The following is a 21,749-nucleotide window of genomic DNA, read 5'->3' as shown; positions in this document are numbered from 1 at the left end:
AGGCCAAAAGATGTCCCGACTTTTATCACGCCATCGTGCTCCTGACGAATATGGTCGGACGCAGCACATCACGCCGGAAACGGCGGGCTGGCGCTATGTGGGGTTTGATGTGTATCAACTGGCACCGGATCAGAGGTTATCGCTGCCCGCCAGCGATAATGAACGCTGTCTGGTACTGGTCAGCGGTAAAGCGACGGTGGTCACACCGGGCGAGCGCTTCGAACAGATTGGCGACAGAATGAGCCCGTTTGAGCGCCGAAAGCCCTATGCGGTCTATGTCACCTCTGGAGAGGCGGTGACGGTAACGGCGCACACCGCGCTGGAGATTGCGGTTTGCTCTGCGCCGGGGATTGGCACACATCCGACCCGACTTATCGCCCCGCAGGATATCGACGCCGAACAGCGTGGCGTCGGCAATAACCAGCGCTACGTGCATAATATTTTGCCGGAAGACAAAGCGGCGGATAGCCTGTTGGTGGTTGAAGTCTACACCGATGAAGGCTGCACTAGTTCTTACCCTAGCCACAAGCATGATGTCGACAGCCCACCGCAGGAAACCTATCTGGAAGAAACCTATTACCATCGCCTGAACCCAGAGCAGGGGTTCTGTTTGCAACGTGTCTATACCGATGACCGTTCATTAGATGAGTGCATGGCGGTCTACGACAGGGACGTGGTGCAGGTGCCGCGCGGCTACCATCCGGTTGCCACCATTGCAGGCTATGACAGCTACTATCTGAATGTGATGGCCGGCCCCACGCGCCAATGGCGTTTCACCTGGGAAGCCGATCACCAGTGGATCAACAGCCCCGACTATGCGGATAAGCACAGATAGGGACAGACATCATCGTATTGCCGTGAGGTGATAGTGCAAGCATCTGGCATAGCGCCTTTCTGTTTTGCGAGGCCTATGCCAGTTTTACGTTTGTCGGAGATGTTTTTTATGTAAGCCTCCTGTTTTCATTACGGTAATAGTTATAATACTTGGCGTTACATCATAAAAACGACATTAGGGTGATTCATGGATGACGCCAAAATATCGGCATTAGCGGAGGCCGTTGCTGACGCGATAAAAGATATTGTTTACCGTGCTATGACTGCGGGATTGCGGCGTTCGACTACCCCAGCCGTCTTCTTTACCGCTGGTTCTCCTGGTGCAGGCAAATCTGAGTTAATCAAACAAAGACTCAAAGATTTTTCTAATATTCTGGTGATTGATGCCGATGAATGCCGCCGGCTATTACCGTATTACGAAGAAACTAATGCGCCACTCTTCCAACGTGCGGCATCGAATCTTGTTGAGTATATTTATAAGCAAGCCACCGCTGATGGTTTAGACATCATCATGGACTCAAATTTTGCGAGCTTTAAACACGCTGAGTTCAATCTCTCTCTGGCTTTAGATCGCGGGTATTTAACGGCTATAGATTATGTTTATTTAGATCCTGCGCTTGCCTGGACGTATGCCAGACAGAGAAAGCGTACGGTTCCGTTGAATGTACTCAAGCATAACTTCATGAAGTGCCGCTCGACGATCAAAAAAGTATTGAAAGATGAACGATTCATGGGGAAGGTGCAAGTGACGGTGTATTACCGTGAAAAAGACTTTACGCAACCGAATAAATTTAACGTTACGCGTATCAGAAACATTAGAACGGAAGCTGAATTTTTGAGTTCACACTCTTGTCCCTATACAAAACTTGCTCATCTTGACATCATCTCTGTATGATAAATGTTCAGATTTAAGGAGTTGCTATGTCATCAAAATCCGAAACCTTACGAGAAGAGGCAACATTTTCTCTTGCCGATCTTTATGGCGAAGACATTTCACCTGAGGTGGCGAATGCAGATATGTCAGCATTTGAGCGTTCGATGGATGATATGCTTCCCGCCTTACTCGCCTCTGATGCGGATAAATTTGCTATATCAACAGAAACACTGAGAAAAAGACGGGCAGAAACGCTCTTATTGCTAGAACAAATTCAAATGTGCAGGGCGACGTTGGGTTCTCTGCCTGATGACACGGCATTGCTGGGCTTTAAGAAACCTGATTGGAAAATCGTCCCTCTGCCTGGCGTACTGGATGATACGTCATTAGCGTGGGATAACCTGCATCAACAGGGTTATCCTGTAACGATGCCTTTGCCAGAGAAGGTCATGGCTATGTTGAAAGCAAAAGGTGTGGGCATTACTGATGACGCTGAAAAAAAGTACAGTGATACCTTACGAAAGCGTCGGCGGCATAAAACATCTTCGGGTGCGAGCATCAAAGACAAGTAATAAATCGGCTTCTACCGTGAAGCTGATTTATTGGGGAAAAATGACATACGGCTTACCCGATCCCACAGTGACAGAGTCAACCCCTTATCTATTTTTAGTTTCACTCTCGCCATTGCAGCTTACCTTCTTGCAAATAACCCATGTGGCTGGCCATCAGCTCGGCTTCCTGTTCGCTGTGCGTGACCATAAGTGCGGTTTGTCCGGCATCACGCAGGATATCGCGCACATCTTGTCCCAGTCGTTTGCGGCTGTCGGGATCGAGGCTGGATAGCGGTTCGTCGAGCAGCAGTACGGCGGGTTGTGGTGCCAGTGCGCGTGCGAGTGCGATACGCTGCTGTTGTCCACCGGACATTTCATGTGGGTAACGCTGTGCCAAGCCGGTGAGATCGATCAGTTCAAGCATGGTGCGAACGCGCGATTGCTGAAGATCCTTCGGCTGTTTTCTCAGGCCGAAGGCAATGTTCTGTGCGGCGGTCAGGTGGGGAAACAGCGCGTAGTCCTGAAACACCATGCCGACGTTACGCTGCTCCGGTAGCAGATGGACATCAGGCCCCGCGACGCAGCGTCCACCGACGTGAATCGTCCCCTGAGTGACGCGTTCGAACCCCGCAATAGCACGTAACACCGTGGTTTTTCCGCATCCTGATGCACCCAGCAGGCAGGCAAGTTTCCCGGCGGTAACCTGCATGGAAAAGCCGTTTAGAACGTGATGAAAATGATGTTTGCGCCCGTAGGCGACGTGGACATTATTCACAACGAGTGTAGCCTCAGACACCTTGACTCTTCCTCATGATTTTCATTCTTGTTCAACCGATGTTTTCAACTGACCGCGTGCCAGTAGCACCACGGGCAGCGTGCCCGCAATGACAATCAGCAGCGCGGCTATCGCGCCTTCTTCATAGGTGCCTCTGGCCGCTTCGGCATAGAGAACGGTCGCCAGCGTCTCAAAATTGACTGGCCGTAACAGCAGTGTGGCAGGGAGTTCCTTCATTGCGTCGGCAAAGACCAGCAGCGCGCTGGTCACCAGCGCCGGGCGCAGCAGCGGAAGATGCACGCGCAAAAACGTGATGAATTCACTTTCCCCCAGCAAACGCGATGCCTGTTCCATCACGGGGGGAATACGCGTCAGTCCGGCATCAAGCGCACCAATCCCTATTGCCATAAAACGAATGGCGCAGCAGACCACCAGCAGCACACCGACGGAAAGCAGGGGAAGCCCCTTGTAGCCGAACAGTCCGGCGAGAAAATTATCCGTTGCCATACCGGGCGTCAGTAGGCCAATGGCCAGTACCGTACCGGGAACGGCATAACCCAGCGAGGCGACGCGTAGTAGGGTACGACGGCGTTCTGGCGATCGGTCGGTAATAGCAGAATGACGGGCATACCACGCAATAATCAGGCTAACGACAGTCACCACTAACGTCACGCCAACGGCGAGTAGTAGCGAATTGTGTAACGACTGTATCAGGCTGGTGGATATCGTCACGCTATCGCCCAGACGTTTGGCACTTTCCCATGCCAGAAAGAGGGCCGGAGCGATGAAACCAAGCAGGATCGGCAGCACGGTCGCGCAGGTCGCCAGCCAGGCGCGTACACCTTTCAACGGGGCGGGTTGGATGCCGCGCATCTGTCGGCTGGTGCCGTAGCGCTGATTTTTTCGACCGTAATATTCCAGCGTTAGCAGCAGGATGACTACCGTCAGCATGGTGCAGGCAATTTGTGCCGCTGCGGGTAAATCCGAGCGCGTAACCCAGGTGGTGTAGACCGTCACGGTTAGCGTATTCACCCCCAAAAACTCGGATGCGCCAATGTCATTGAGCGTTTCCAACAGTGCCAGACTGGTGCCGACAGCCAGCGCAGGGCGCGCCATCGGCAGTGCAATGTGCAGAAAGGTGCCGGTCGCGCTTAAGCCCAGTGTGCGTGCGGCTTCCAGCAGGTGGGCGGGCTGGCTGATAAACATGGCGCGCATGGTCAAATACACGTACGGGTAGAGCACCAAACCGAGCAGCAGGATAGCGCCCGTCATCGAACGTAAATCCGGCAGGCGGAACTGACGTGGGCTGTCGTAACCCAGCAGATTACGAATGGCTTCCTGAATCGGCCCAATGGGATGTAACAGATCGAGCCAGGCAAAAGCGACAATGTATGTGGGCATCGCCAGTGGCAGCAGCAGTGCCCAGCTAACGAGTTGTCTGCCGGGAAAATCAAACGCCGTCACCAGCCAGGCACAGCCTGCGCCAATCACTATCACTAACGTGCCGACGCCAACCAATAGAATCAATGTGTTGAGTGCGGCATCGGGCAGCACATAGCGCATCAGATGATCCCAATGGCTGACACCTGCGCCAGCGGCTAACCACAGTAGGGTAATGAGCGGGGTCAGTACGCCGAGCGCAATGACAACGGCAGCGATGCGAAGTGGAGAAAAAAGGAGGCGCGGTCGCCCGAGGGCGCCGCGCAGCGTTGACAAGCCGGTCTTATTGATCGAATCCAACTTTATCTACCAATTGACTCGCCTGTTTACGGAATTTAACGATGTCGGTCAGCGGAAGGCTATCCACATTCACTTCACCGATGGTGCTGTCAATGGTGGAATCCAGGGTAACACCCTTGCGAACGGGGTATTCATAGTTCGCCTGCGCGTAGAGCTGCTGAGCCGGTGCCGAAACCAGATATTCCATCAGTTTCACGGCCTGATCTTTATGTGGTGCATGACGTGCAACCGCCGCACCGCTGATATTGACGTGCGTGCCGCCATTTTCAAAGGTCGGTTTGACCACCTTGATGGCGTCGCCCCATTTACGTGCATCGGTGCCTTCTTTCGCATTTTTCATGTGCCCGACGTAGTAGGAGTTCGCCAGACCTACGTCACAAATGCCACCGAGGATATCTCGGGCTACATCACGGTCGCCACCGGTGGCTTTACGAGCCAGATTGTCTTTCACGCCACGCAGCCAGGCCTCGGTTTTGGCTTCGCCGTGGTGCGCAATCATCGCGGCGATCATCGCGGTATTATAGGGGTGCTGACCTGCACGCAGGCATACTTTGCCTTTCCATTTTGGATCGGCCAAATCTTCGTAGTGGAAGCTGTCCAACGGCAAGGTTTTTTCTGCGTAGAGTACGCGAGCGCGCATTGACAGGCCAAACCACTGATTATCTTTGTCGCGTAGCGCAGCAGGAATGGCTTCGGTCAACGCTTGGGATTGAATCGGCTGGGTGACACCGGCTTCTACCAGGTCGATGAGGTTACCGGCATCCACGGTCATCAGCAGGTCTGCTGGTGAGTTCTGGCCTTCTGCTTTAACACGCTCCAGCATTCCATCTTTGATGAACACCGTATTGACGTTAACCGATGTCTCTTTGGTGAAAGCATCAAGCAACGGCTGAATCAGGCCGGGTTCACGCGTGGTATACAGCGTCAGGGAATCCTGTGCGGCGGCAGGCAGTGCATAGGCCACCATCAGCGATGAAGCCAGCGTCAGCAGACGCGCTTTTTTGCGCAGAATAGACAGCGTTTTTGACATGTTATTATCTTCTCCAGAGTGAATGTCGTGCGTAATCGAATAAAATTAAGGAGATATTTTAGGCAGGTGATTAAAACAATATATGATAATCACTCTTGTTTGCAATCTCATTTATGCGGATTGTTCACTGGTGTGATGAAGGTCAACATACGGAGATATCAGGAGAACATCGCTGCTTTATTTGTCGGTATGGTGATAAAAAACAGCGGTGGTTATATATTTTGAGTGGGGTAAACCTTACGGCGTCTGGCTCGTAGCCAGCCTGCTGATGTGAATGGTCAGCCAGGTAAGCTCTTCTTTCGGCAAGGCCACATGGTATTTTTCCTGCACATAATCCCGGATAGCCCACGATATCGCCATCGCGTCAGGATAGTGTGTCAGCAGTTCCTGATAGAAATTATCCGCGTGTCCCGGTGCGATTTTACGGGCAATGACCCGTTCAGCAAAATACCGCAGGTGGTTGATAAAACGCAGATAATCCACGGCATTGACGTCAATATTCTTGTTTAACTTGTAGTGAACAATCTCTGCCAGGCGATTAACCAACTGAACCTGCTGGTGGGCATCGGCAAGTTCGGCGCTGCCAGCGGCATTAATAAGGTGAAACGCGATATTAATGGCTTCGTCATCGGGTAGTGTGACGTTGAAACGCGCAGATACCCTATCCTTATGATCAGAAGTGAGATAAACAACTAAGAGAATCGGAGATAAATGGAATTGAGTGAGACCACTAGGGATTTATATTTATCGGAATAGATTACTGTAATTATCTTTCACATACTGTAAAAAACAAGGGCAGAAAATTTAACTCTTCTGCCCTTAATTTTACTCTTCGTTGTCGAATAGATCCAGATTCGGCTAGCCGCGTAGAGCCGTTCCGCTATTTTTTAGTTTTACCAGCCGCAGACGTTGGTTTCTTCATCTGCATCGTAACCACGTACGATATTAACCAGTTCTTTCACGGCTTCAGCGGAGGTGGTTTTGTCTTTCAATTCTGCAAGCGAGGAGAAATTTTTGTCAACGGATACGCCGTTGTTGTTATTCGTGACCGTCAACAAAAAACCGTTGTTATTATCGCCCGTTAAAGATAGTTCGTTGATTAATTCTGCCACTGCGCCAGCGGCGAAATCTGGAACATAAAAAGCCATCGGCTTAAGATAAATTTTTTCTGCCTTTCCATTATTATCACGGTTCAGCAGTGTTAATGAATATCCTTTGTTTTCACTTGTCATCGTGTTTACCTCAACCTTCAATCAGAATTTTTGGATCGACATAAAAATCTACGTTGAATAATGTATCGTTAGATAACGCTTCAATTCTGTGCCATTTCTCTGGGGGAAATACGCCAAATTGTCCGGCTTCAATCGTCAGCGTATCGATGGGGTCAGGGCTTGTTTCATCGGCGTAGCCATAATAACGAATTACCCCTTGCATTACGCACAAACGCGGATAAACGCCTTGCCGTGTCCCGGCATCTAAATGGCGTTTCCAGATAGATGCTGGAGCCGTTTCCTTTGTCCAAAACGGTGTGGTGCGAGTATGAACATAATTTGCGGGTATGACGATTCGTTCCATGTTTAAACCTCATGCTTTACCCAGCCACGTTGCGGGTTGAGAAGGAAAAAAACGATATGGTGTATATCATATACCTCTTTTAATGCTTGTGAATTATTTTTGCTCATTAATTTTTACAATACCGCGATATTCTATAAAAGGTGTCTCTTGTCAGGAGATATGTTTGCATTCTGGTTATTTTCTTTATCCGATTAACTGATGAAAAAACTCACGTTAAGGAATAATTACATTAAGTTATTTATTAATTATTTACTTATTAGCAACGGGGGGTATATAAAATACCGTTATCAATACTTAATTATGGTTATTGTTCAATAGGCATTAAAGGGATAAGTACGGGAAATATGTAATTATCTATAGTGGGTATTTATTCATATGAAAAAGAGGGTAAGAACGTTAATACTGATTACTTAATCCCGTTATTAGGGAAGACAAAGGGGGAGGTTCGTGCAGGGAGGCCTCACGCCAGTGAGCGCCCATGTATTTCGATGCTTACACGATAGGCATTGAGTAAAACGTAGTTAATTTTATTATGCCTTTCACGTTTTTCTTATGACGCCAATGCACAGGCAACTTGAAGTATGACAACTATATTTCAGCGTCTGCTAATTAAAGCATTTTCCAGCCAGTAGAGAATGACTTCAACGACATAACGTTGCTCTTCAGCGCTTAGTGGACGATGTTGAGCGATATGGTGCCATTTTTCCAGACATCCCCGGCAGCAGGTTGCTGTCGCATGCTGTGCAATAAACACGGGATGACCGCGCATCGGTGTCTGTTTGCCATCATTAACCGGATCTGCTGGCGCTAGCCTGCGAGCGATAAAATCGGTGGCGTGAGAGGCGATCGTCTCCTTACCTTTGCTGTGGCAATAGTCACGCTCTTGGGTGCCCAACTTAAAACGCTGACGGAAAGAGGAGCGTGACAGTCGGGAAAACAGCGAATCAAACGTGGTCATAACCTGAAATCCGTAAAATATGAACGAGGCAAGACGAGATAAGTGCGGGCGCTGCCGTATAAATCAGCCGTTGCTTAAATCAATAGTAGCCTTGCGCTGGCTCTGTAGAATAGAGTGATTGGTCATTTATGGTATACCGTGCGTCAGGTTGAGCAAGTTCGTTATTCGTTCAATGAATCGCTTTTGAGCTTTCCTGAGCCGTCACATTCGCGTGAAATAAGGAGAATACGATGCAGCAAGTGGTTTATGTCGCCAGCCCGGAAAGCCAGCAGATTCATGTTTGGCAACTCGGCGCTCAGGGGAGTCTGACATTATTGCAAACCGTTGACGTTCCGGGGCAGGTTCAGCCGATGGTGATCGCACCGAACAAGCGCCACCTGTATGTTGGCGTGCGTCCTGACTTCAGGGTTCTGAGCTATCGTATTGACGAGCAGGGTAAATTAGCGGAAGCAGGTGTGGCATCGTTACCGGGTAGCCCGACGCATTTGTCCACCGATAACGACGGACATTTTCTGTTCAGCGCCTCTTACAGCGGGGCTTGCGTGAGCGTTAGCCCAATTGGCGCTGATGGCATTGTCGGTGAGCCAATCCAGCAACTGGATGGATTGGAAGGGTGCCACTCGACTAATATCGATCCAACCAATACGGTCGTGTGGGCACCTTGCCTGAAAGAAGACCGTATCCGTCTGTACGATCTGGGGACAGAAGGCGAGTTGAGTGTGCATCGTCAGGCTGAAATGACGACGGTAGCAGGTGCTGGCCCGCGCCATATGGCCTTCCATCCCAATCAGCGTTTTGCCTATTGCGTGAATGAACTGGACAGTTCGGTCGATGTGTACCTGTTGAATACAGCCAGCGGCGATGTACAGAAAGTGCAAACGTTGGATGCCATGCCCGCGGGCTTCAGCGACACGCGCTGGGCAGCGGATATTCACATTACGCCGAACGGCCGTTTCCTGTATATCAGCGATCGTACTGCCAGCCTGTTGAGCATTTTCCAGGTGTCTGAAGATGGCAGTACATTAACGCTGAGCGGTCATCAGCCGACCGAAACCCAGCCACGCGGCTTCAATATTGATCACTCCGGTGAGTTCCTGATTTCAGCCGGGCAGAAATCTCAGCATATTGAGGTGTACCACATCGATCAACTGTCGGGCGATCTGCAACCGCTGGCGCGTTATGCCGTCGGTCAGGGGCCAATGTGGGTGTCAGTGCTGGCGCTGGACTAAGCTAACGAATACTGCCCTGCATTGATTCGCAGGGCTTTTTTGCATTGAATGTTGTGAGACGTTGAATGCAGGTAGGGTAGAAGAGAAGGCCATTAGCCTCGGTATTCAATAATCGACAAACCCGCGTTGTAATCGGTGCTGTAGATGATGCCGTTGGCATCAACAAACACATCGCAAGACTGAATAATTTGCGGTCTGCCAGGGCGTTTATCGATCATTCTGGCGGGTGCCGCAGGAACCAGCGCGCCCGTTTCTTTCGGTTGATACGGATTACTGATGTCGTAGGCCCGTACGCCTGCATTTTGATAGGTGGCGAAAATTAGCGATGAACTGATGAAGCTGCCGGGTCGGTTTTCATGCAGGTTATGGGGGCCGAAGTGCGCGCCTTTCTGCACATAATCCGCTTCTTTCGGCTGTGGAAACGTGGCGATACTCACTGGGTTACTCGGTTCACGAATATCGAACACCCAAATCAATTTCTCACCGTCTTCCTGATTATCCAATACCGCTTCATCCAACACGATCAGCAAATCGCGATCCGGCAACGGTAGCGCCGTATGGGTGCCACCGCCAAACGGTGGGCTCCAGTTGCGATGGCTGATGAGTTGGGGACGGGTACGATCGCTCACGTCCAGCAGTGTCAAGCCGCCATCGCGCCAACTTCCATAGGCGGTGTCGCCGCTGACGATGGCATGGTGCAGGGCGTAACGTTTGCCCTCAAGCCAGCTTGCGGTTTCCCCACCCGCGGTATGCATGCCGGGTAACCAGTAGCGGCCCGCCACCGCTGGATGCTGCGGATCGGCTAGATCGATAGTCAGAAAGATGTAGTCGCTGTAGCCATCGAGTAGCGCGGAGACATAGGCCCAGCGCCCGCCTACGTACCAGATGCGGTGAATACCGATACCATCCAGCGGCAGAAAGCTGATTTCGCGTGGTTTATCCGGCGTTGAGATATCGAAAATCCGTAATCCGGCGCTCCAGCCCTTGCCTTGCTGTTTGGTACTGACCGTATCGGCTACGGAGCGAGTGTAATAAACTTTTTCCTCGGCAAAGCTGGCATCGGCAAACAAATCGCGGGCGTTGACGACGAGCAGCAGATCGTCATGGGTTTGCAGATGGATGTTCCAGGTGCCAGGTGGGGCAGCAATAAACCCGGCTGGCCTGGGATTTTTGGCATCGCGCACATCCACAATCGACACACCTTGTGAAACCATGTGCCCGATGTAAGCGTAGCCACGATGCACCATCACCTGCACGCCGTCGGGTCTGCCACCCTGATCGCTGTGTCCAATCAGCCGCATATTGCGGCTGTAATCAGGAGTGGGCAGAGGAGTCGATGCCATGAGTTATCTCCGTATTATTTCGCTTGTTTGGCTTCCAGTGTAGCAAACCACGGTGCGATAAAATCCTCCGTGTGGCCCCAGCCTGGGATGATTTTTGCTAATCCGGCGACGTTGACCGCACCCGGCTGGCTGGCTAACAGCGCCTGTGGAATGGCAGCGGCGCGGAATTCATAAGTGGCAGGCGTCGGCTCACCGGCAATCTTGTTGGCAACCAGACGTAGGTTTACTTTACCGATTAGCTTCGGATCGACCGCCACGCTGACTTTCCACGGGCTGCTCGCTTCGCGCATCAGTTGCAGATCCTGATTAGAGATGTCGATGCTGTACAGTTTGATTTCAGTCCGACCATTTTCTTTCAATGCCTTATAAGCCCCTTGGCTGAAGGCATCCCACGATCCCCAGATGGCATCAATTTTGCCTTTCGGGTACTTCGCCAGCACCGCACCGACTTTGTTGGCTGTATCACCCTGTACGTCAGAAGAGACGGCACCAATCGATTCCAGCTCTTTGATGCCGGGGTTAGCTTTCAGGATCTGCTGATAGGCGAGCTGACGGCGTTCCATTGGCGGGAAGCCTGCCACCCACAGCTTGATGATGTTGGCTTTACCGTTGAAATCTTTCACCAGTTGGCCGAGTGATTCGTTGGTCAGTGAAGCGTCATCCTGTTGTGTGACGGTCACGCCAGGGATCTCGCCATTGACGGCGGTATCAAATACGGAAACCGCAATGCCGCTGTCGACAATGCGTTTAATCAGATCGGTAGAGTAGGGATCGCGCCCCTGTGACAGGATGATGCCATCATATTTCTGGCTAATCGCCTGATTCACGAAATCCTGAAAACGCGCATCATCGCCGTTGCTCAGGAAGGTGCTGACCTTGAAGCCCAACTTTTTGCCTTCTTCAAGCACACCAGAAACAAACTGCGTGGTGTTGTCGTCAGAGCCGAGATTGCGGATAACGGCGATGCGCACCGGGCCATTATGATTGGCGATTGCAGCCGGAATAGGCGCAAGGGTGGCGTCCTGAGCAGCCAGTGCCGGTAACGCTGTTAGTAAACTCAGGGCAAGCAGGGCAGGTGTAAATTTCTTCATTATCAGCTCCATGGCGTTTTATAAATTGATCTTGTGTTGACGAACGTTGTGTCGATGGCAGTATTGTTATGTTTTCTGCGTCACTACTTTATAGCTGTCTTTATGTCTGGATGTCTATTTAAAAATGATACTGCATCATATCCGCTGGGTGACTGGCGGGAAAGAGGGGAAGTTATGACTTTTGGGTTTAAGTTATAACGATTAGCACTGACTGCGGATGACGTGATAAATGCCCGCAGTGCGGGCATTTGAGAAGGGAGATGAAAAGCGAGTGGGTTATTTCTTTGCTTCTTTCTCTTCCATTTCACGCGCCCAGCGCGGGTGGTGTTTACGCGCCCAGCGTTTGGATACTTTGCCTTCAATCATGCCCTTGATAGACCCTTTGACCCAGAACGCCATGTACATATGGATCAGGATGGCATGGATAAGGACGATAGCCGCCACCGCATGAAGCAGAATGGCGTAACGCACGATATCAATCGGAAACAGATGGGCAAAATAAGGGCGCCACATGATGATGCCGGTGATCAGCAGCACCAGCGTCAGCCCCATGATGCTCCAGAACATCATCTTCTGACCGGGGTTGTATTTACCCACTTCAGCGACTTCGTGCTCATTACCCTTTAATACCTCAATAATATTGAGGAACCACGGCAGATCGCGTTTCTTCGGGATGTTATGGCTAACAAAGCGGAAGAACATCGGGACCAGGCAAATGACGATCAACACGCCAAAAAATGGGTGCAGAATACGCCCCATTTGCGGCGTACCAAACGTCTGCGTCAGCCATTGCAGGGTCGGGAAGAACAGGGCAATACCTGAGAGCGCAACCAGGAAAAAGCTAATCACCACAATCCAGTGACAGATGCGATCGATAAACTTGGTGCGCAAAATCATTTTTGGTTTACTCATGTTTGTCTCCCCCTTCTTTGTCTTCTCCCTCGTGATCATGATCCATTTCCTCGGTGTTTGGACCCACACCGACGTAGTGGAACATTAACCCGGCGAACGTGGCGACAAACCCTAACGCAGACAGCGGTTTCAGAATGCCTTTCCACAGATTAACTGGTGTGGAAATTTGCGGGTTATCCGGCAGGTTGTGATAGAGCGATGGCCTGTCTGCGTGGTGCAGAACATACATCACATGGGTGCCGCCCACACCCTCTGGATCGTACAGGCCTGCATGCTGGTAACCACGGCTTTTCAGATCGGCGATGCGTTCTTCCGCCAGATGTTTCATCTCTTCTTTTGTACCGAAACGAATGGCGCCAGTCGGACACGTTTTCACACAGGCCGGTTCTTGCCCAACGCTAACCCTATCGACGCACAGCGTACATTTATAGACGCGGTTATCTTCTTTATTCAGGCGTGGAATATTGAATGGGCAACCGGCGATGCAATAGCCGCAGCCGATACAGTGTTCGGACTGAAAATCAACGATCCCGTTGGCATACTGAATGACGGCACCCGCAGAAGGGCAGGCTTTTAGACAGCCCGGATCGCTACAGTGCATACAGCCATCTTTACGGATCAACCATTCCAGACGATCGTTCTCTTCCACTTCAGAAAAACGCATCAGCGTCCAGGATTTGGCGCTCAGATCTGCCGGGTTATCATAAACCCCGAGGTTATGACCGACTTCATCGCGGATGTCGTTCCACTCTGAACAGGCCACCTGACAACCTTTGCAGCCGATACAGGTAGTGACATCGATCAGTTTTGCCACTTCGCTTTTGTCATTACGCACATGCGGAGGCGGTGTAAAGCCGTTGGTGGCCGAACGTTTAATAATATCTTGTGATTGCATTGACATAGTTGGCTACCCTTACACCTTCTCTACATTAACCAGAAACGCTTTGTACTCAGGCGTTTGTGAATTAGCGTCGCCGACGCTCGGGGTGAGTGTATTAGCCAGGAACCCTTTACGTGTGGTTCCCTCAAAGCCCCAGTGGCAGGGGATACCCACGGTTTCCACGCTGCGTCCGGCAATTTCCAGCGTTTTGATACGCTTGGTGACCACCGCTTTGGCTTTGATGTAGCCACGCTGGCAGGAGACTTTGACTTCATCGCCCGCTTTAATGCCTTTGCTCTTCGCCAGATTTTCACCGATCTCAATAAACTGCTCGGGCTGTACAATCGCGTTCAGACGTGCGTGTTTTGTCCAGTGACGGAACAATTCGGTAATCGAATACGTTGTCGCCACGTAAGGGAAGTCCTTCGCCGTGCCCATGGTTTTGGCATCACGATCAAACAGGCGCGCTGCCGGGCTGGAAACCACTGACGGGTGCAGCGGATTCGTGCCGATAGGTGATTCGATCGGTTCGTAGTGCTCAGGGAACGGCCCGTCGACCAATTTATCGACGGAGAACAGACGTGCCAGACCTTCCGGCAGCATAATGAACGGCCCGGTGTCCTTGCCTGGCGGCACGGTGGCGGCGAAATCAGGTACATCAATGCCTTGCCATTTCTGACCATTCCATTCCAGCAATTTACGCTTGCTGTCCCACGGTTTACCTTGCAGGTCGGCGGAGGCGCGATTGTAGAGAATGCGGCGGTTTTGCGGCCAGCACCATGACCAGTTTGGTGTGCAGCCCAGACCCGCATCCGCGTTGTCGCGTCTATCCATCTGGTTACCAGCTTCTGTCCAGCTACCCGCATAGATCCAGCAGAAGCTGGACGTGGTGCCATCATCACGCAGTTGTGAGAAATCAGCGAGCTGTTGGCCTTTTTTCAGGATCAGCTTGCCGCTGTCGTCGTAAATATCGACCAGCGCCATACCATTGGCTTCGCGGGCGATTTCCTCTGGGTGTGGATCTCGCGGATTTTTATAATTCCAGTTGATGTTCATCAACGGATCAGGATAAACACCGCCTTCTTCGTTATACAGTTCGCGTAGGCGCATCAGTAGCGTTCCGAGGATTTTACCATCGTGATGGGCTTCTCCTGGTGGCTCAGCCGCTGCCCAGTGCCATTGCAACCAGCGGCCCGAGTTGGCGATCGACCCATTCTCTTCAGCAAAACAGGAAGAAGGCAGACGGAAGACTTCAGTCTGAATGGACTTCGTATCCACGTCGTTGAATTCGCCGTGGTTTTGCCAGAACGTGGACGTCTCTGTAACCAGCGGATCGATGATGACCATGTACTTGAGTTTGGAGAGGGCTTCGGTCGCTTTATTCTTGTTGGAGAACGCCGCAACGGGGTTAAAGCCCTGAACGATGTAGCCGTTCATTTTGCCTTCTATCATCAACTCGGTTTGCACCATGACGTCGTAGCTGCGATCCCATTTCGGCAACCAGTCATAACCCCAGTTATTCGACGCTTGAGCATGATCACCGTAGAAGCTCTTCATCATGCTGATAAAGAATTTCGGCGTGTTTTTCCAATAGTTAACCTGATCGGGCAGCAGTGCCGTCGGTGTGATTTGCCCCAGATAGGTTTTCAGATCGGGCTGTTTCTCTGACGGCAATGGCATGTATCCCGGCAGATTTAACGACAGCAGACCCAGATCGGTATAGCCCTGAATATTCGAGTGGCCGCGCAGCGCGTTGATACCGCCACCAGCCATACCGATGTTGCCAAGCAACAGTTGTATCATAGCGGCTGAGCGGATGATCTGTGCACCGTTAGTGTGGTGCGTCCAACCCAGCGCGTACATGAAGGTTGCGGTTTTATTCGGTACGCTGGTTTCGGCCAGTGTACGGCAAATCTCTTCATAATCTTTGGGAGACGTACCGCACAGGGATGTCACCATGTCTGGCGTATAGCGAGAGACGTGTTTTTTCAGCAGATTCCAGACACAGCGTGGGTGGGATAGAGTGGTGTCGCGTTTGGCGAAGCCGGATTCATCAAGCTCATATTGCCAACTGGATTTATCATATTGACGTTTTTGTTCGTCATAGCCGCTGAATAGGCCTTCGTCAAAGCTGAAATCTTCTCGCACGATCAGGCTGGCACTGGTGTAGGACACCACATACTCATGATGAATTTTATCGTGTGTAATAAGATAGTTAACGATACCGAGCAGGAAAGCGGCATCGGATCCTGCGCGAATCGGCGCATAGAGATCGGCAACGGCAGCGGAGCGGTTAAAACGCGGATCGACAACAATCAGTTTTGCATTGTTTTGTGTTTTTGCTTCCACGGCCCATTTGAAGCCGACCGGGTGTGCTTCCGCCGGGTTACCGCCCATCACGATAATGACGTTGGCGTTTTTGATATCCACCCAGTTGTTGGTCATCGCACCACGGCCGAATGTTGGTGCCAGCGCAGCGACAGTTGGCCCATGACACAAACGTGCCTGACAGTCGATGGCGACCATACCGAGTGAACGGGCAAATTTCTGGTCGAGGAGACCGGTTTCGTTGCTGGCGGCAGAAGAGCACAGCATGCCAGTCGTCAGCCAGCGGTTGACGGTTTCGCCTTTGGCGTTGGTACGCTGAAAGTTGGCGTCACGATCCGCTTTCATCAGGCGTGCGATACGTTCAATCGCGTCGTCCCAACTGATTCGTTGCCATTTATCTGAACCCGGTGCGCGGTATTCAGGGTAGAGTAGGCGGTTTTCGCTGTGGATATAGTCGACCAGACCCGCACCTTTTGGGCAAAGGGAGCCGCGGCTGACGGGGTGATCCGCATCGCCTTCGATATGAAAAACCGAAGGTTTTGCATTCTTGGCACCATCGCCCAGGCTATACATGAGCACACCACAACCGACCGAACAGTATGTGCAGTTGTTACGTGTCTCTTTTGCCCGTAACAGCTTATATTGACGTACTGATGCCATTGCTTCCGTGGGAGTAAAGCCCAATACCGCGAGAGTGGTTCCAGCCATCCCCCCCGCGCAAACTTTAAAGAAACCTCTTCTATTGAGTTGCATTAGTTTCCCTGTGTAATTATGTGTCATTTTTGTTGCGAACAATTTAACAACACATAAATTGTGGGCTTTGCGCAAAATCAAGATTTAAGTATTTAACCCTCCATTACACCTACAAAGAGGTATATTCTTTATTCGTTATGTATTATAATATATAACGATTTTGTTATGGTTATGAGCCATGCGAAGTGACACATCCGTCGAAGAGGATAAACGGATAGTTGTGAGGGAATTGTTGCAAAAGTTGCAAAAAAAACCGGATAAAAATCCGGCTTGATGTGTAGTGCCGATCGTTTAAAGATCGAGATACCGGGGAAACACGGTGCGAGGAATCTCATCACCGTGTTTCCCCCTACATTCACACTACGTGAATAGCATTAGGCTTGATGTGTGGGTTATTTGACCTGCATACCAGGCTGAGCGCCGCTGTCTGGGCTTAGCAGGAAAATATCCTTCCCGCCGGGGCCTGCTGCCATCACCATCCCTTCCGATATGCCGAAGCGCATTTTACGTGGTGCCAGATTGGCAACCATCACGGTTAAACGGCCTTCCAGCTTGGCTGGATCGGGGTAGGCTTCACGAATGCCGGAGAAGACCTGACGAGTTTCACCGCCCAGATCCAACGTCAGACGTAGTAGCTTGTCAGAACCGTCAACCCGTTCAGCCTGCTTAATCAGCGCAATACGCATATCGACTTTGGCAAAATCATCAAAGCTAATGGTGTCCTGCACGGGGGTGTCTGCCAACGGGCCGGATACAACTTTTTGTGCTGTCGCCATGTCTTCTTTAGAGGCATCAACCATTGCGTTGACTTTATCCAAATCGATACGGTTGAACAGCGCTTTGAATGGATTAACCTGATGGTTAAGCAGCGGAGTGACGATCGCATCCCAGCTCAGTTCCGTGTTCAAAAACGCTTCTGTACGCTGCGCCAGCGCAGGCAGTACCGGCTTCAGGTATGTCATCAACACGCGGAACAGGTTGATACCCATCGAGCAAATCGCCTGTAATTCGGCATCCCGACCTTCTGCTTTCGCGACCACCCACGGTGCTTGTTCATCGACATAGCGGTTGGCGATATCCGCCAGTGCCATGATCTCACGAATGGCACGCCCGGATTCACGGCTGCTATAGGCTTCCGCAATACTGGCGGCAGCGGCGGTGAAGGTTTGATACAGTTCGGCATCGGCCAGCTTGTCGGCCAGTTTGCCGTCAAAGCGTTTGTTGATGAAACCCGCATTGCGCGACGCGAGGTTCACGACTTTGTTCACGATGTCAGCATTGACGCGCTGGACGAAATCTTCCAGATTGAGGTCAATGTCATCAATACGAGAAGACAATTTTGCCGCGTAGTAATAACGCAGGCAATCAGCATCCAGATGTTGCAGGTATGTGCCCGCTTTAATAAAAGTGCCGCGAGATTTAGACATCTTAGCGCCGTTAACCGTGACGTACCCGTGTACGAACAAGTTTGTCGGCTTACGGAAACCGCTGCCTTCCAACATGGCTGGCCAGAACAGGCTGTGGAAATAAACGATGTCTTTACCAATGAAGTGATACAAATCCGCGTTTGAGTCCTTCTTCCAGAAATCATCAAAATTCAGATCGCCACGTTTGTCGCACAGGTTCTTGAACGACCCCATGTAACCGATGGGCGCATCCAGCCAGACGTAAAAATATTTGCCCGGCGCATCGGGGATTTCAAAGCCGAAATACGGTGCGTCGCGGGTAATATCCCACTGTTGTAGACCAGAATCGAACCACTCCTGCATCTTGTTAGCGACTTGCTCCTGCAATGCACCAGAACGTGTCCAGGCTTGCAGCATCTCGCTGAAAGCAGGCAGATCGAAGAAGAAGTGTTCCGATTCACGCATCTCTGGCGTCGCACCAGAAACCGCTGATTTCGGCTCGATCAGCTCCGTTGGGCTGTAGGTCGCGCCGCAGACTTCGCAGTTATCACCGTATTGATCGGCCGCCTTACATTTCGGGCAGGTGCCTTTGACGAAACGATCCGGCAGGAACATGCCTTTCTCTGGATCGTACAACTGAGAAATCGTGCGGTTTTTAATAAAACCGTTCTCTTTCAGGCGGCGATAGATCAGACCTGACAGCTCGCGGTTCTCGTCGCTGTGCGTAGAGTGGTAGTTGTCATAGCTGATATTAAAACCGGCAAAGTCCTGCTGATGCTCCTGACTCATCGCTGCAATCATCTGCTCTGGCGCAATCCCCATCTGTTGTGCTTTTAGCATGATTGGCGTGCCGTGGGCATCGTCTGCACAGATGAAGTGAACCTGGTTGCCGCGCATTCGCTGGTAACGCACCCAAATATCGGCCTGAACGTGTTCAAGCATATGACCGAGGTGAATCGAACCATTAGCGTAAGGCAGCGCGCACGTTACCAGGATTTTCTTTGCGACTTGAGTCATGAGGAACTTGCTTTCTTTTGTGAATAGAGGGGGTTCGATGTTAACCGATAGCGCCTTGCTGCGTAAACCGCTGGTGTGAGTAAAAACCACCGGAACCTATATCGCAGGTTTTATTTTGCGTAGCGTTTCCACGTTTTTGATGACGAAGGGCGTCAGGTGGAGATGGCTCTGGTATGCTATATACGGTCTAAACGGTCAAATATGAGAATTTCAAGGAGCCGGAATGAACGCTACAGTCCCCGAACAACGTCCTGAAGCATTGCGTGCGATGGTCACCGGGGTTTTATCTACTTTTCAGCACCCGACACTGAAAAATAACCTGACAACACTGAATGCGCTGCGCCATTGTGCGCTGCTGGACAACGTGTTGCATATCGAACTGACGATGCCGTTTGTCTGGCTGAGTGGTTTAGCAGTATTAAAAGAAACGGTTAGCGATGAGCTATTACGTTTATCCGGCGCAAACGCGGTTGAATGGCGTTTAACGCACGACATTGCTACGCTGCGTCGGGTTAACGATCAGGCCGGTGTGAAGGGCGTGAAAAATATTATTGCCGTCAGTTCCGGCAAAGGCGGGGTCGGCAAATCCAGCACGGCGGTCAACATGGCGCTGGCGCTGGCGGCGGAAGGCGCGAATGTGGGGATTCTGGATGCCGATATTTACGGTCCTTCTATTCCGACTATGTTGGGGGCGGCCAGTGAACGTCCAACGTCGCCGGACGGTCAACATATGGCGCCGATTATCGCTCATGGTCTGGCAACCAACTCGATTGGCTATCTGGTAACGGACGATAACGCCATGGTATGGCGCGGGCCGATGGCCAGCAAAGCGTTATTGCAGTTGCTACAGGATACCCTCTGGCCGGATCTGGATTATCTGGTATTGGATATGCCACCGGGTACGGGGGATATCCAACTGACGCTGGCACAGAATATTCCTGTCACGGGGGCGGTCGTTGTGACGACGCCGCAGGATATCGCGCTGATGGATGCCATGAAAGGCATCGCGATGTTTGAAAAAGTCAGCGTGCCAGTACTGGGCATCGTTGAGAACATGAGTGTGCATATCTGTAGTAACTGTGGGCATCTGGAGCCGATCTTCGGTACGGGCGGCGCGCAGAAGCTGGCGGAAAAATACCACTGTTCCTTGTTAGGTCAGCTTCCGCTGCATATCTCTCTGCGTGAAGATCTCGACCGTGGCGAACCGACGGTCGTCAGCCAGCCGGACAGCGAATTCACCTCTCTGTATCGCGAACTGGCGGGGCAGGTTGCCGCTCAGCTCTATTGGCAGGGCGATGTCATTCCCGGCGAAATATCTTTCCGCGCGTTGTAACCTGCTATATACGCTAAATAATTTGAATTTCAGGACAACACGTTAGCGTTTTGAACAACGCACATGCAACGTGAAGTATGGCGGGTATAAAAGGCCTGACATGGTTCCTAATACTGTTCACGTAGTGTGAATGTAGGGGGAAACACGGTGATGAGGTTCCCGCAGGGATACCTCGCACCGTGGTCGCCCCGGCATCTCGATCTTTAAACGATCGGCATTAGGACATGGTTCTGGCTTGTTGAATGCGTTAGTGCCTTGTTTCTCCTGGTGCAATGCGCGGAAAGGGTGGCATGAAGGGGGGGAACTCCCTATAATTGCCGCGTCAACGCGTCCCTTGGCGTACTTTCCTCTCTTTTATTTATATTAATCAGGTCGTTAATACCATGACTGATCAGTCTCACCAGTGTGTCATCATCGGGATCTCAGGAGCGTCGGCTTCGGGTAAAAGTCTTATTTCCAGCACCTTGTATCGTGAGTTACGCGATCAGGTTGGTGATCAGCATATCGGGGTGATATCTGAGGACAGTTATTATAAAGATCAAAGCCATCTGACCATGGAAGAGCGGGTAAAAACGAATTATGACCATCCTAGCTCAATGGATCACAGCTTGTTGCTGAAACATTTACAAATGCTGAAAGCGGGGCAGGCGATTGAAGTTCCGCAATATAGCTATGTCGAGCATACCCGCAAGCAGGAAACGGTGCATATCGAGCTGAAAAAAGTCATTATCCTGGAAGGTATCTTGCTGTTAACGGATGCACGTCTGCGTAATGAGATGAACTTCTCTATCTTTGTCGATACGCCACTGGATATTTGCCTGCTGCGCCGTATGCGTCGCGACGTTAATGAGCGCGGTCGCTCAATGGACTCCGTGATGGAACAATATCAGAAGACGGTACGCCCGATGTTCCTGCAATTCATCGAACCTTCTAAGCAGTATGCCGATATTATCGTGCCGCGCGGAGGGAAAAACCGGATTGCGATTGATATTCTGAAAGCCAAGATAAGCCAATTTTTTGAGTAGTAAATGCCCTAAATAATCCGCATTACCTCGCTAACGCGGAGGCAACGTGAAGCATGACGGGTATGGATGAGGTTTATCTGATAGATACCAGTGTC

The 21,749-nt window shown here is 51.1% G+C and carries 19 protein-coding genes; 6 read left to right on the top strand and 13 right to left on the bottom strand.

Annotated elements, in window-relative coordinates; all coding sequences use genetic code 11:
* The first annotated feature begins 10 nt into the window (after nucleotides 1–10).
* The 3 genes from iolB (at nucleotide 11) to OI69_RS03445 (ending at nucleotide 2,280) form a co-directional block, all read left to right on the top strand.
* On the top strand, nucleotides 11–835 hold the full coding sequence (gene iolB, locus OI69_RS03455) for a 5-deoxy-glucuronate isomerase (RefSeq protein ID WP_039346139.1): 825 nt from the start codon (nucleotides 11–13) through the stop codon (nucleotides 833–835).
* A 186-nt stretch (nucleotides 836–1,021) separates the two neighbouring features.
* Nucleotides 1,022–1,729, top strand: a complete 708-nt coding sequence (locus OI69_RS03450) for a zeta toxin family protein (protein WP_052198294.1) — start codon at nucleotides 1,022–1,024, stop codon at nucleotides 1,727–1,729.
* 26 nt (nucleotides 1,730–1,755) lie between these two features.
* On the top strand, nucleotides 1,756–2,280 hold the full coding sequence (locus OI69_RS03445; RefSeq protein ID WP_039346137.1) for a hypothetical protein: 525 nt from the start codon (nucleotides 1,756–1,758) through the stop codon (nucleotides 2,278–2,280).
* Nucleotides 2,281–2,380: 100 nt separating this feature from the next.
* Here the strand turns inward: OI69_RS03445 and OI69_RS03440 are convergent, their stop codons facing one another.
* The 7 genes from OI69_RS03440 to OI69_RS03410 form a co-directional block, all read right to left on the bottom strand.
* Nucleotides 2,381–3,055 (bottom strand): ABC transporter ATP-binding protein, encoded by a 675-nt coding sequence (locus OI69_RS03440; RefSeq protein ID WP_039346135.1) that lies wholly within the window; start codon nucleotides 3,053–3,055, stop codon nucleotides 2,381–2,383.
* Nucleotides 3,056–3,076: 21 nt separating this feature from the next.
* On the bottom strand, nucleotides 3,077–4,774 hold the full coding sequence (locus OI69_RS03435; protein WP_039346134.1) for an ABC transporter permease: 1,698 nt from the start codon (nucleotides 4,772–4,774) through the stop codon (nucleotides 3,077–3,079).
* The gene (locus tag OI69_RS03430; RefSeq protein WP_039346133.1) at nucleotides 4,758–5,804 is read right to left on the bottom strand and encodes a Fe(3+) ABC transporter substrate-binding protein; all 1,047 of its coding nucleotides are present in this window, start codon (nucleotides 5,802–5,804) and stop codon (nucleotides 4,758–4,760) included. The genes OI69_RS03435 and OI69_RS03430 overlap by 17 nt, the downstream gene beginning before the upstream one ends.
* 237 nt (nucleotides 5,805–6,041) lie before the next feature.
* Nucleotides 6,042–6,350, bottom strand: coding sequence for a PRD domain-containing protein (locus tag OI69_RS03425; protein ID WP_235319654.1), 309 nt, complete (start codon nucleotides 6,348–6,350; stop codon nucleotides 6,042–6,044).
* 347 nt (nucleotides 6,351–6,697) lie between these two features.
* Nucleotides 6,698–7,036 carry a DUF1869 domain-containing protein gene (locus tag OI69_RS03420; RefSeq protein WP_039346132.1) on the bottom strand — a complete coding sequence of 113 codons (339 nt, stop codon included), beginning with the start codon at nucleotides 7,034–7,036 and terminating at the stop codon, nucleotides 6,698–6,700.
* Between the two features lie 10 nt (nucleotides 7,037–7,046).
* Nucleotides 7,047–7,379: a DUF1971 domain-containing protein gene (locus OI69_RS03415; RefSeq protein ID WP_039346129.1), complete on the bottom strand. Its 333-nt coding sequence runs from the start codon at nucleotides 7,377–7,379 to the stop codon at nucleotides 7,047–7,049.
* Nucleotides 7,380–7,974: 595 nt separating this feature from the next.
* Nucleotides 7,975–8,337: a DUF4186 domain-containing protein gene (locus OI69_RS03410; protein ID WP_039346125.1), complete on the bottom strand. Its 363-nt coding sequence runs from the start codon at nucleotides 8,335–8,337 to the stop codon at nucleotides 7,975–7,977.
* 230 nt (nucleotides 8,338–8,567) lie between these two features.
* Here OI69_RS03410 and pgl point away from each other — a divergent pair, with 230 nt between their 5' ends.
* A complete protein-coding gene (pgl, locus tag OI69_RS03405; RefSeq protein WP_039346121.1) occupies nucleotides 8,568–9,566 on the top strand; it encodes a 6-phosphogluconolactonase in 999 nt (332 codons plus the stop codon).
* 92 nt (nucleotides 9,567–9,658) lie between these two features.
* On the opposite strand, the gene OI69_RS03400 is transcribed toward pgl, so the two are convergent.
* The 6 genes from OI69_RS03400 to metG form a co-directional block, all read right to left on the bottom strand.
* Nucleotides 9,659–10,909, bottom strand: a complete 1,251-nt coding sequence (locus OI69_RS03400) for an LVIVD repeat-containing protein (protein ID WP_039346119.1) — start codon at nucleotides 10,907–10,909, stop codon at nucleotides 9,659–9,661.
* Between the two features lie 14 nt (nucleotides 10,910–10,923).
* A complete protein-coding gene (locus OI69_RS03395) occupies nucleotides 10,924–12,000 on the bottom strand; it encodes a sugar ABC transporter substrate-binding protein (RefSeq protein WP_039346118.1) in 1,077 nt (358 codons plus the stop codon).
* 276 nt (nucleotides 12,001–12,276) lie between these two features.
* A complete protein-coding gene (gene fdnI / locus OI69_RS03390; RefSeq protein WP_039346115.1) occupies nucleotides 12,277–12,912 on the bottom strand; it encodes a formate dehydrogenase-N subunit gamma in 636 nt (211 codons plus the stop codon).
* Nucleotides 12,905–13,813: a formate dehydrogenase subunit beta gene (gene fdxH, locus OI69_RS03385; RefSeq protein ID WP_039346114.1), complete on the bottom strand. Its 909-nt coding sequence runs from the start codon at nucleotides 13,811–13,813 to the stop codon at nucleotides 12,905–12,907. Before fdxH ends, fdnI begins: the two co-directional genes overlap by 8 nt.
* A 12-nt stretch (nucleotides 13,814–13,825) precedes the next feature.
* Nucleotides 13,826–16,873 carry a formate dehydrogenase-N subunit alpha gene (gene fdnG, locus OI69_RS03380; RefSeq protein ID WP_072034254.1) on the bottom strand — a complete coding sequence of 1,016 codons (3,048 nt, stop codon included), beginning with the start codon at nucleotides 16,871–16,873 and terminating at the stop codon, nucleotides 13,826–13,828.
* Between the two features lie 392 nt (nucleotides 16,874–17,265).
* Nucleotides 17,266–19,296 (bottom strand): methionine--tRNA ligase, encoded by a 2,031-nt coding sequence (gene metG, locus OI69_RS03375; protein WP_039346113.1) that lies wholly within the window; start codon nucleotides 19,294–19,296, stop codon nucleotides 17,266–17,268.
* Nucleotides 19,297–19,519: 223 nt separating this feature from the next.
* Between metG and apbC the strand changes: the two genes are divergently transcribed.
* Together apbC and udk are read left to right on the top strand one after the other, a co-directional pair.
* Nucleotides 19,520–20,629, top strand: coding sequence for an iron-sulfur cluster carrier protein ApbC (gene apbC, locus OI69_RS03370; RefSeq protein ID WP_039346112.1), 1,110 nt, complete (start codon nucleotides 19,520–19,522; stop codon nucleotides 20,627–20,629).
* Between the two features lie 383 nt (nucleotides 20,630–21,012).
* Nucleotides 21,013–21,654: a uridine kinase gene (gene udk / locus OI69_RS03365; protein WP_039346264.1), complete on the top strand. Its 642-nt coding sequence runs from the start codon at nucleotides 21,013–21,015 to the stop codon at nucleotides 21,652–21,654.
* Nucleotides 21,655–21,749: the final 95 nt, after the last annotated feature.

Source organism: Pectobacterium fontis (genome assembly GCF_000803215.1).
Lineage (GTDB): Bacteria > Pseudomonadota > Gammaproteobacteria > Enterobacterales > Enterobacteriaceae > Pectobacterium > Pectobacterium fontis.
This window is presented reverse-complemented; position numbering and strand designations above follow the sequence as displayed.

Bases quoted from the DNA above. Each gene is read 5' to 3' on its own strand.
- OI69_RS03430 (WP_039346133.1), bottom strand. From the start codon at position 5,804: ATGTCAAAAACGCTGTCTATTCTGCGCAAAAAAGCGCGTCTGCTGACG.
- OI69_RS03395 (WP_039346118.1), bottom strand. From the start codon at position 12,000: ATGAAGAAATTTACACCTGCCCTGCTTGCCCTGAGTTTACTAACAGCG.
- iolB (WP_039346139.1), top strand. From the start codon at position 11: ATGTCCCGACTTTTATCACGCCATCGTGCTCCTGACGAATATGGTCGG.
- fdnI (WP_039346115.1), bottom strand. From the start codon at position 12,912: ATGAGTAAACCAAAAATGATTTTGCGCACCAAGTTTATCGATCGCATC.
- OI69_RS03415 (WP_039346129.1), bottom strand. From the start codon at position 7,379: ATGGAACGAATCGTCATACCCGCAAATTATGTTCATACTCGCACCACA.
- OI69_RS03400 (WP_039346119.1), bottom strand. From the start codon at position 10,909: ATGGCATCGACTCCTCTGCCCACTCCTGATTACAGCCGCAATATGCGG.
- OI69_RS03445 (WP_039346137.1), top strand. From the start codon at position 1,756: ATGTCATCAAAATCCGAAACCTTACGAGAAGAGGCAACATTTTCTCTT.
- fdnG (WP_072034254.1), bottom strand. From the start codon at position 16,873: ATGCAACTCAATAGAAGAGGTTTCTTTAAAGTTTGCGCGGGGGGGATG.
- apbC (WP_039346112.1), top strand. From the start codon at position 19,520: ATGAACGCTACAGTCCCCGAACAACGTCCTGAAGCATTGCGTGCGATG.
- OI69_RS03420 (WP_039346132.1), bottom strand. From the start codon at position 7,036: ATGACAAGTGAAAACAAAGGATATTCATTAACACTGCTGAACCGTGAT.
- metG (WP_039346113.1), bottom strand. From the start codon at position 19,296: ATGACTCAAGTCGCAAAGAAAATCCTGGTAACGTGCGCGCTGCCTTAC.
- OI69_RS03450 (WP_052198294.1), top strand. From the start codon at position 1,022: ATGGATGACGCCAAAATATCGGCATTAGCGGAGGCCGTTGCTGACGCG.
- pgl (WP_039346121.1), top strand. From the start codon at position 8,568: ATGCAGCAAGTGGTTTATGTCGCCAGCCCGGAAAGCCAGCAGATTCAT.
- udk (WP_039346264.1), top strand. From the start codon at position 21,013: ATGACTGATCAGTCTCACCAGTGTGTCATCATCGGGATCTCAGGAGCG.
- OI69_RS03410 (WP_039346125.1), bottom strand. From the start codon at position 8,337: ATGACCACGTTTGATTCGCTGTTTTCCCGACTGTCACGCTCCTCTTTC.
- fdxH (WP_039346114.1), bottom strand. From the start codon at position 13,813: ATGTCAATGCAATCACAAGATATTATTAAACGTTCGGCCACCAACGGC.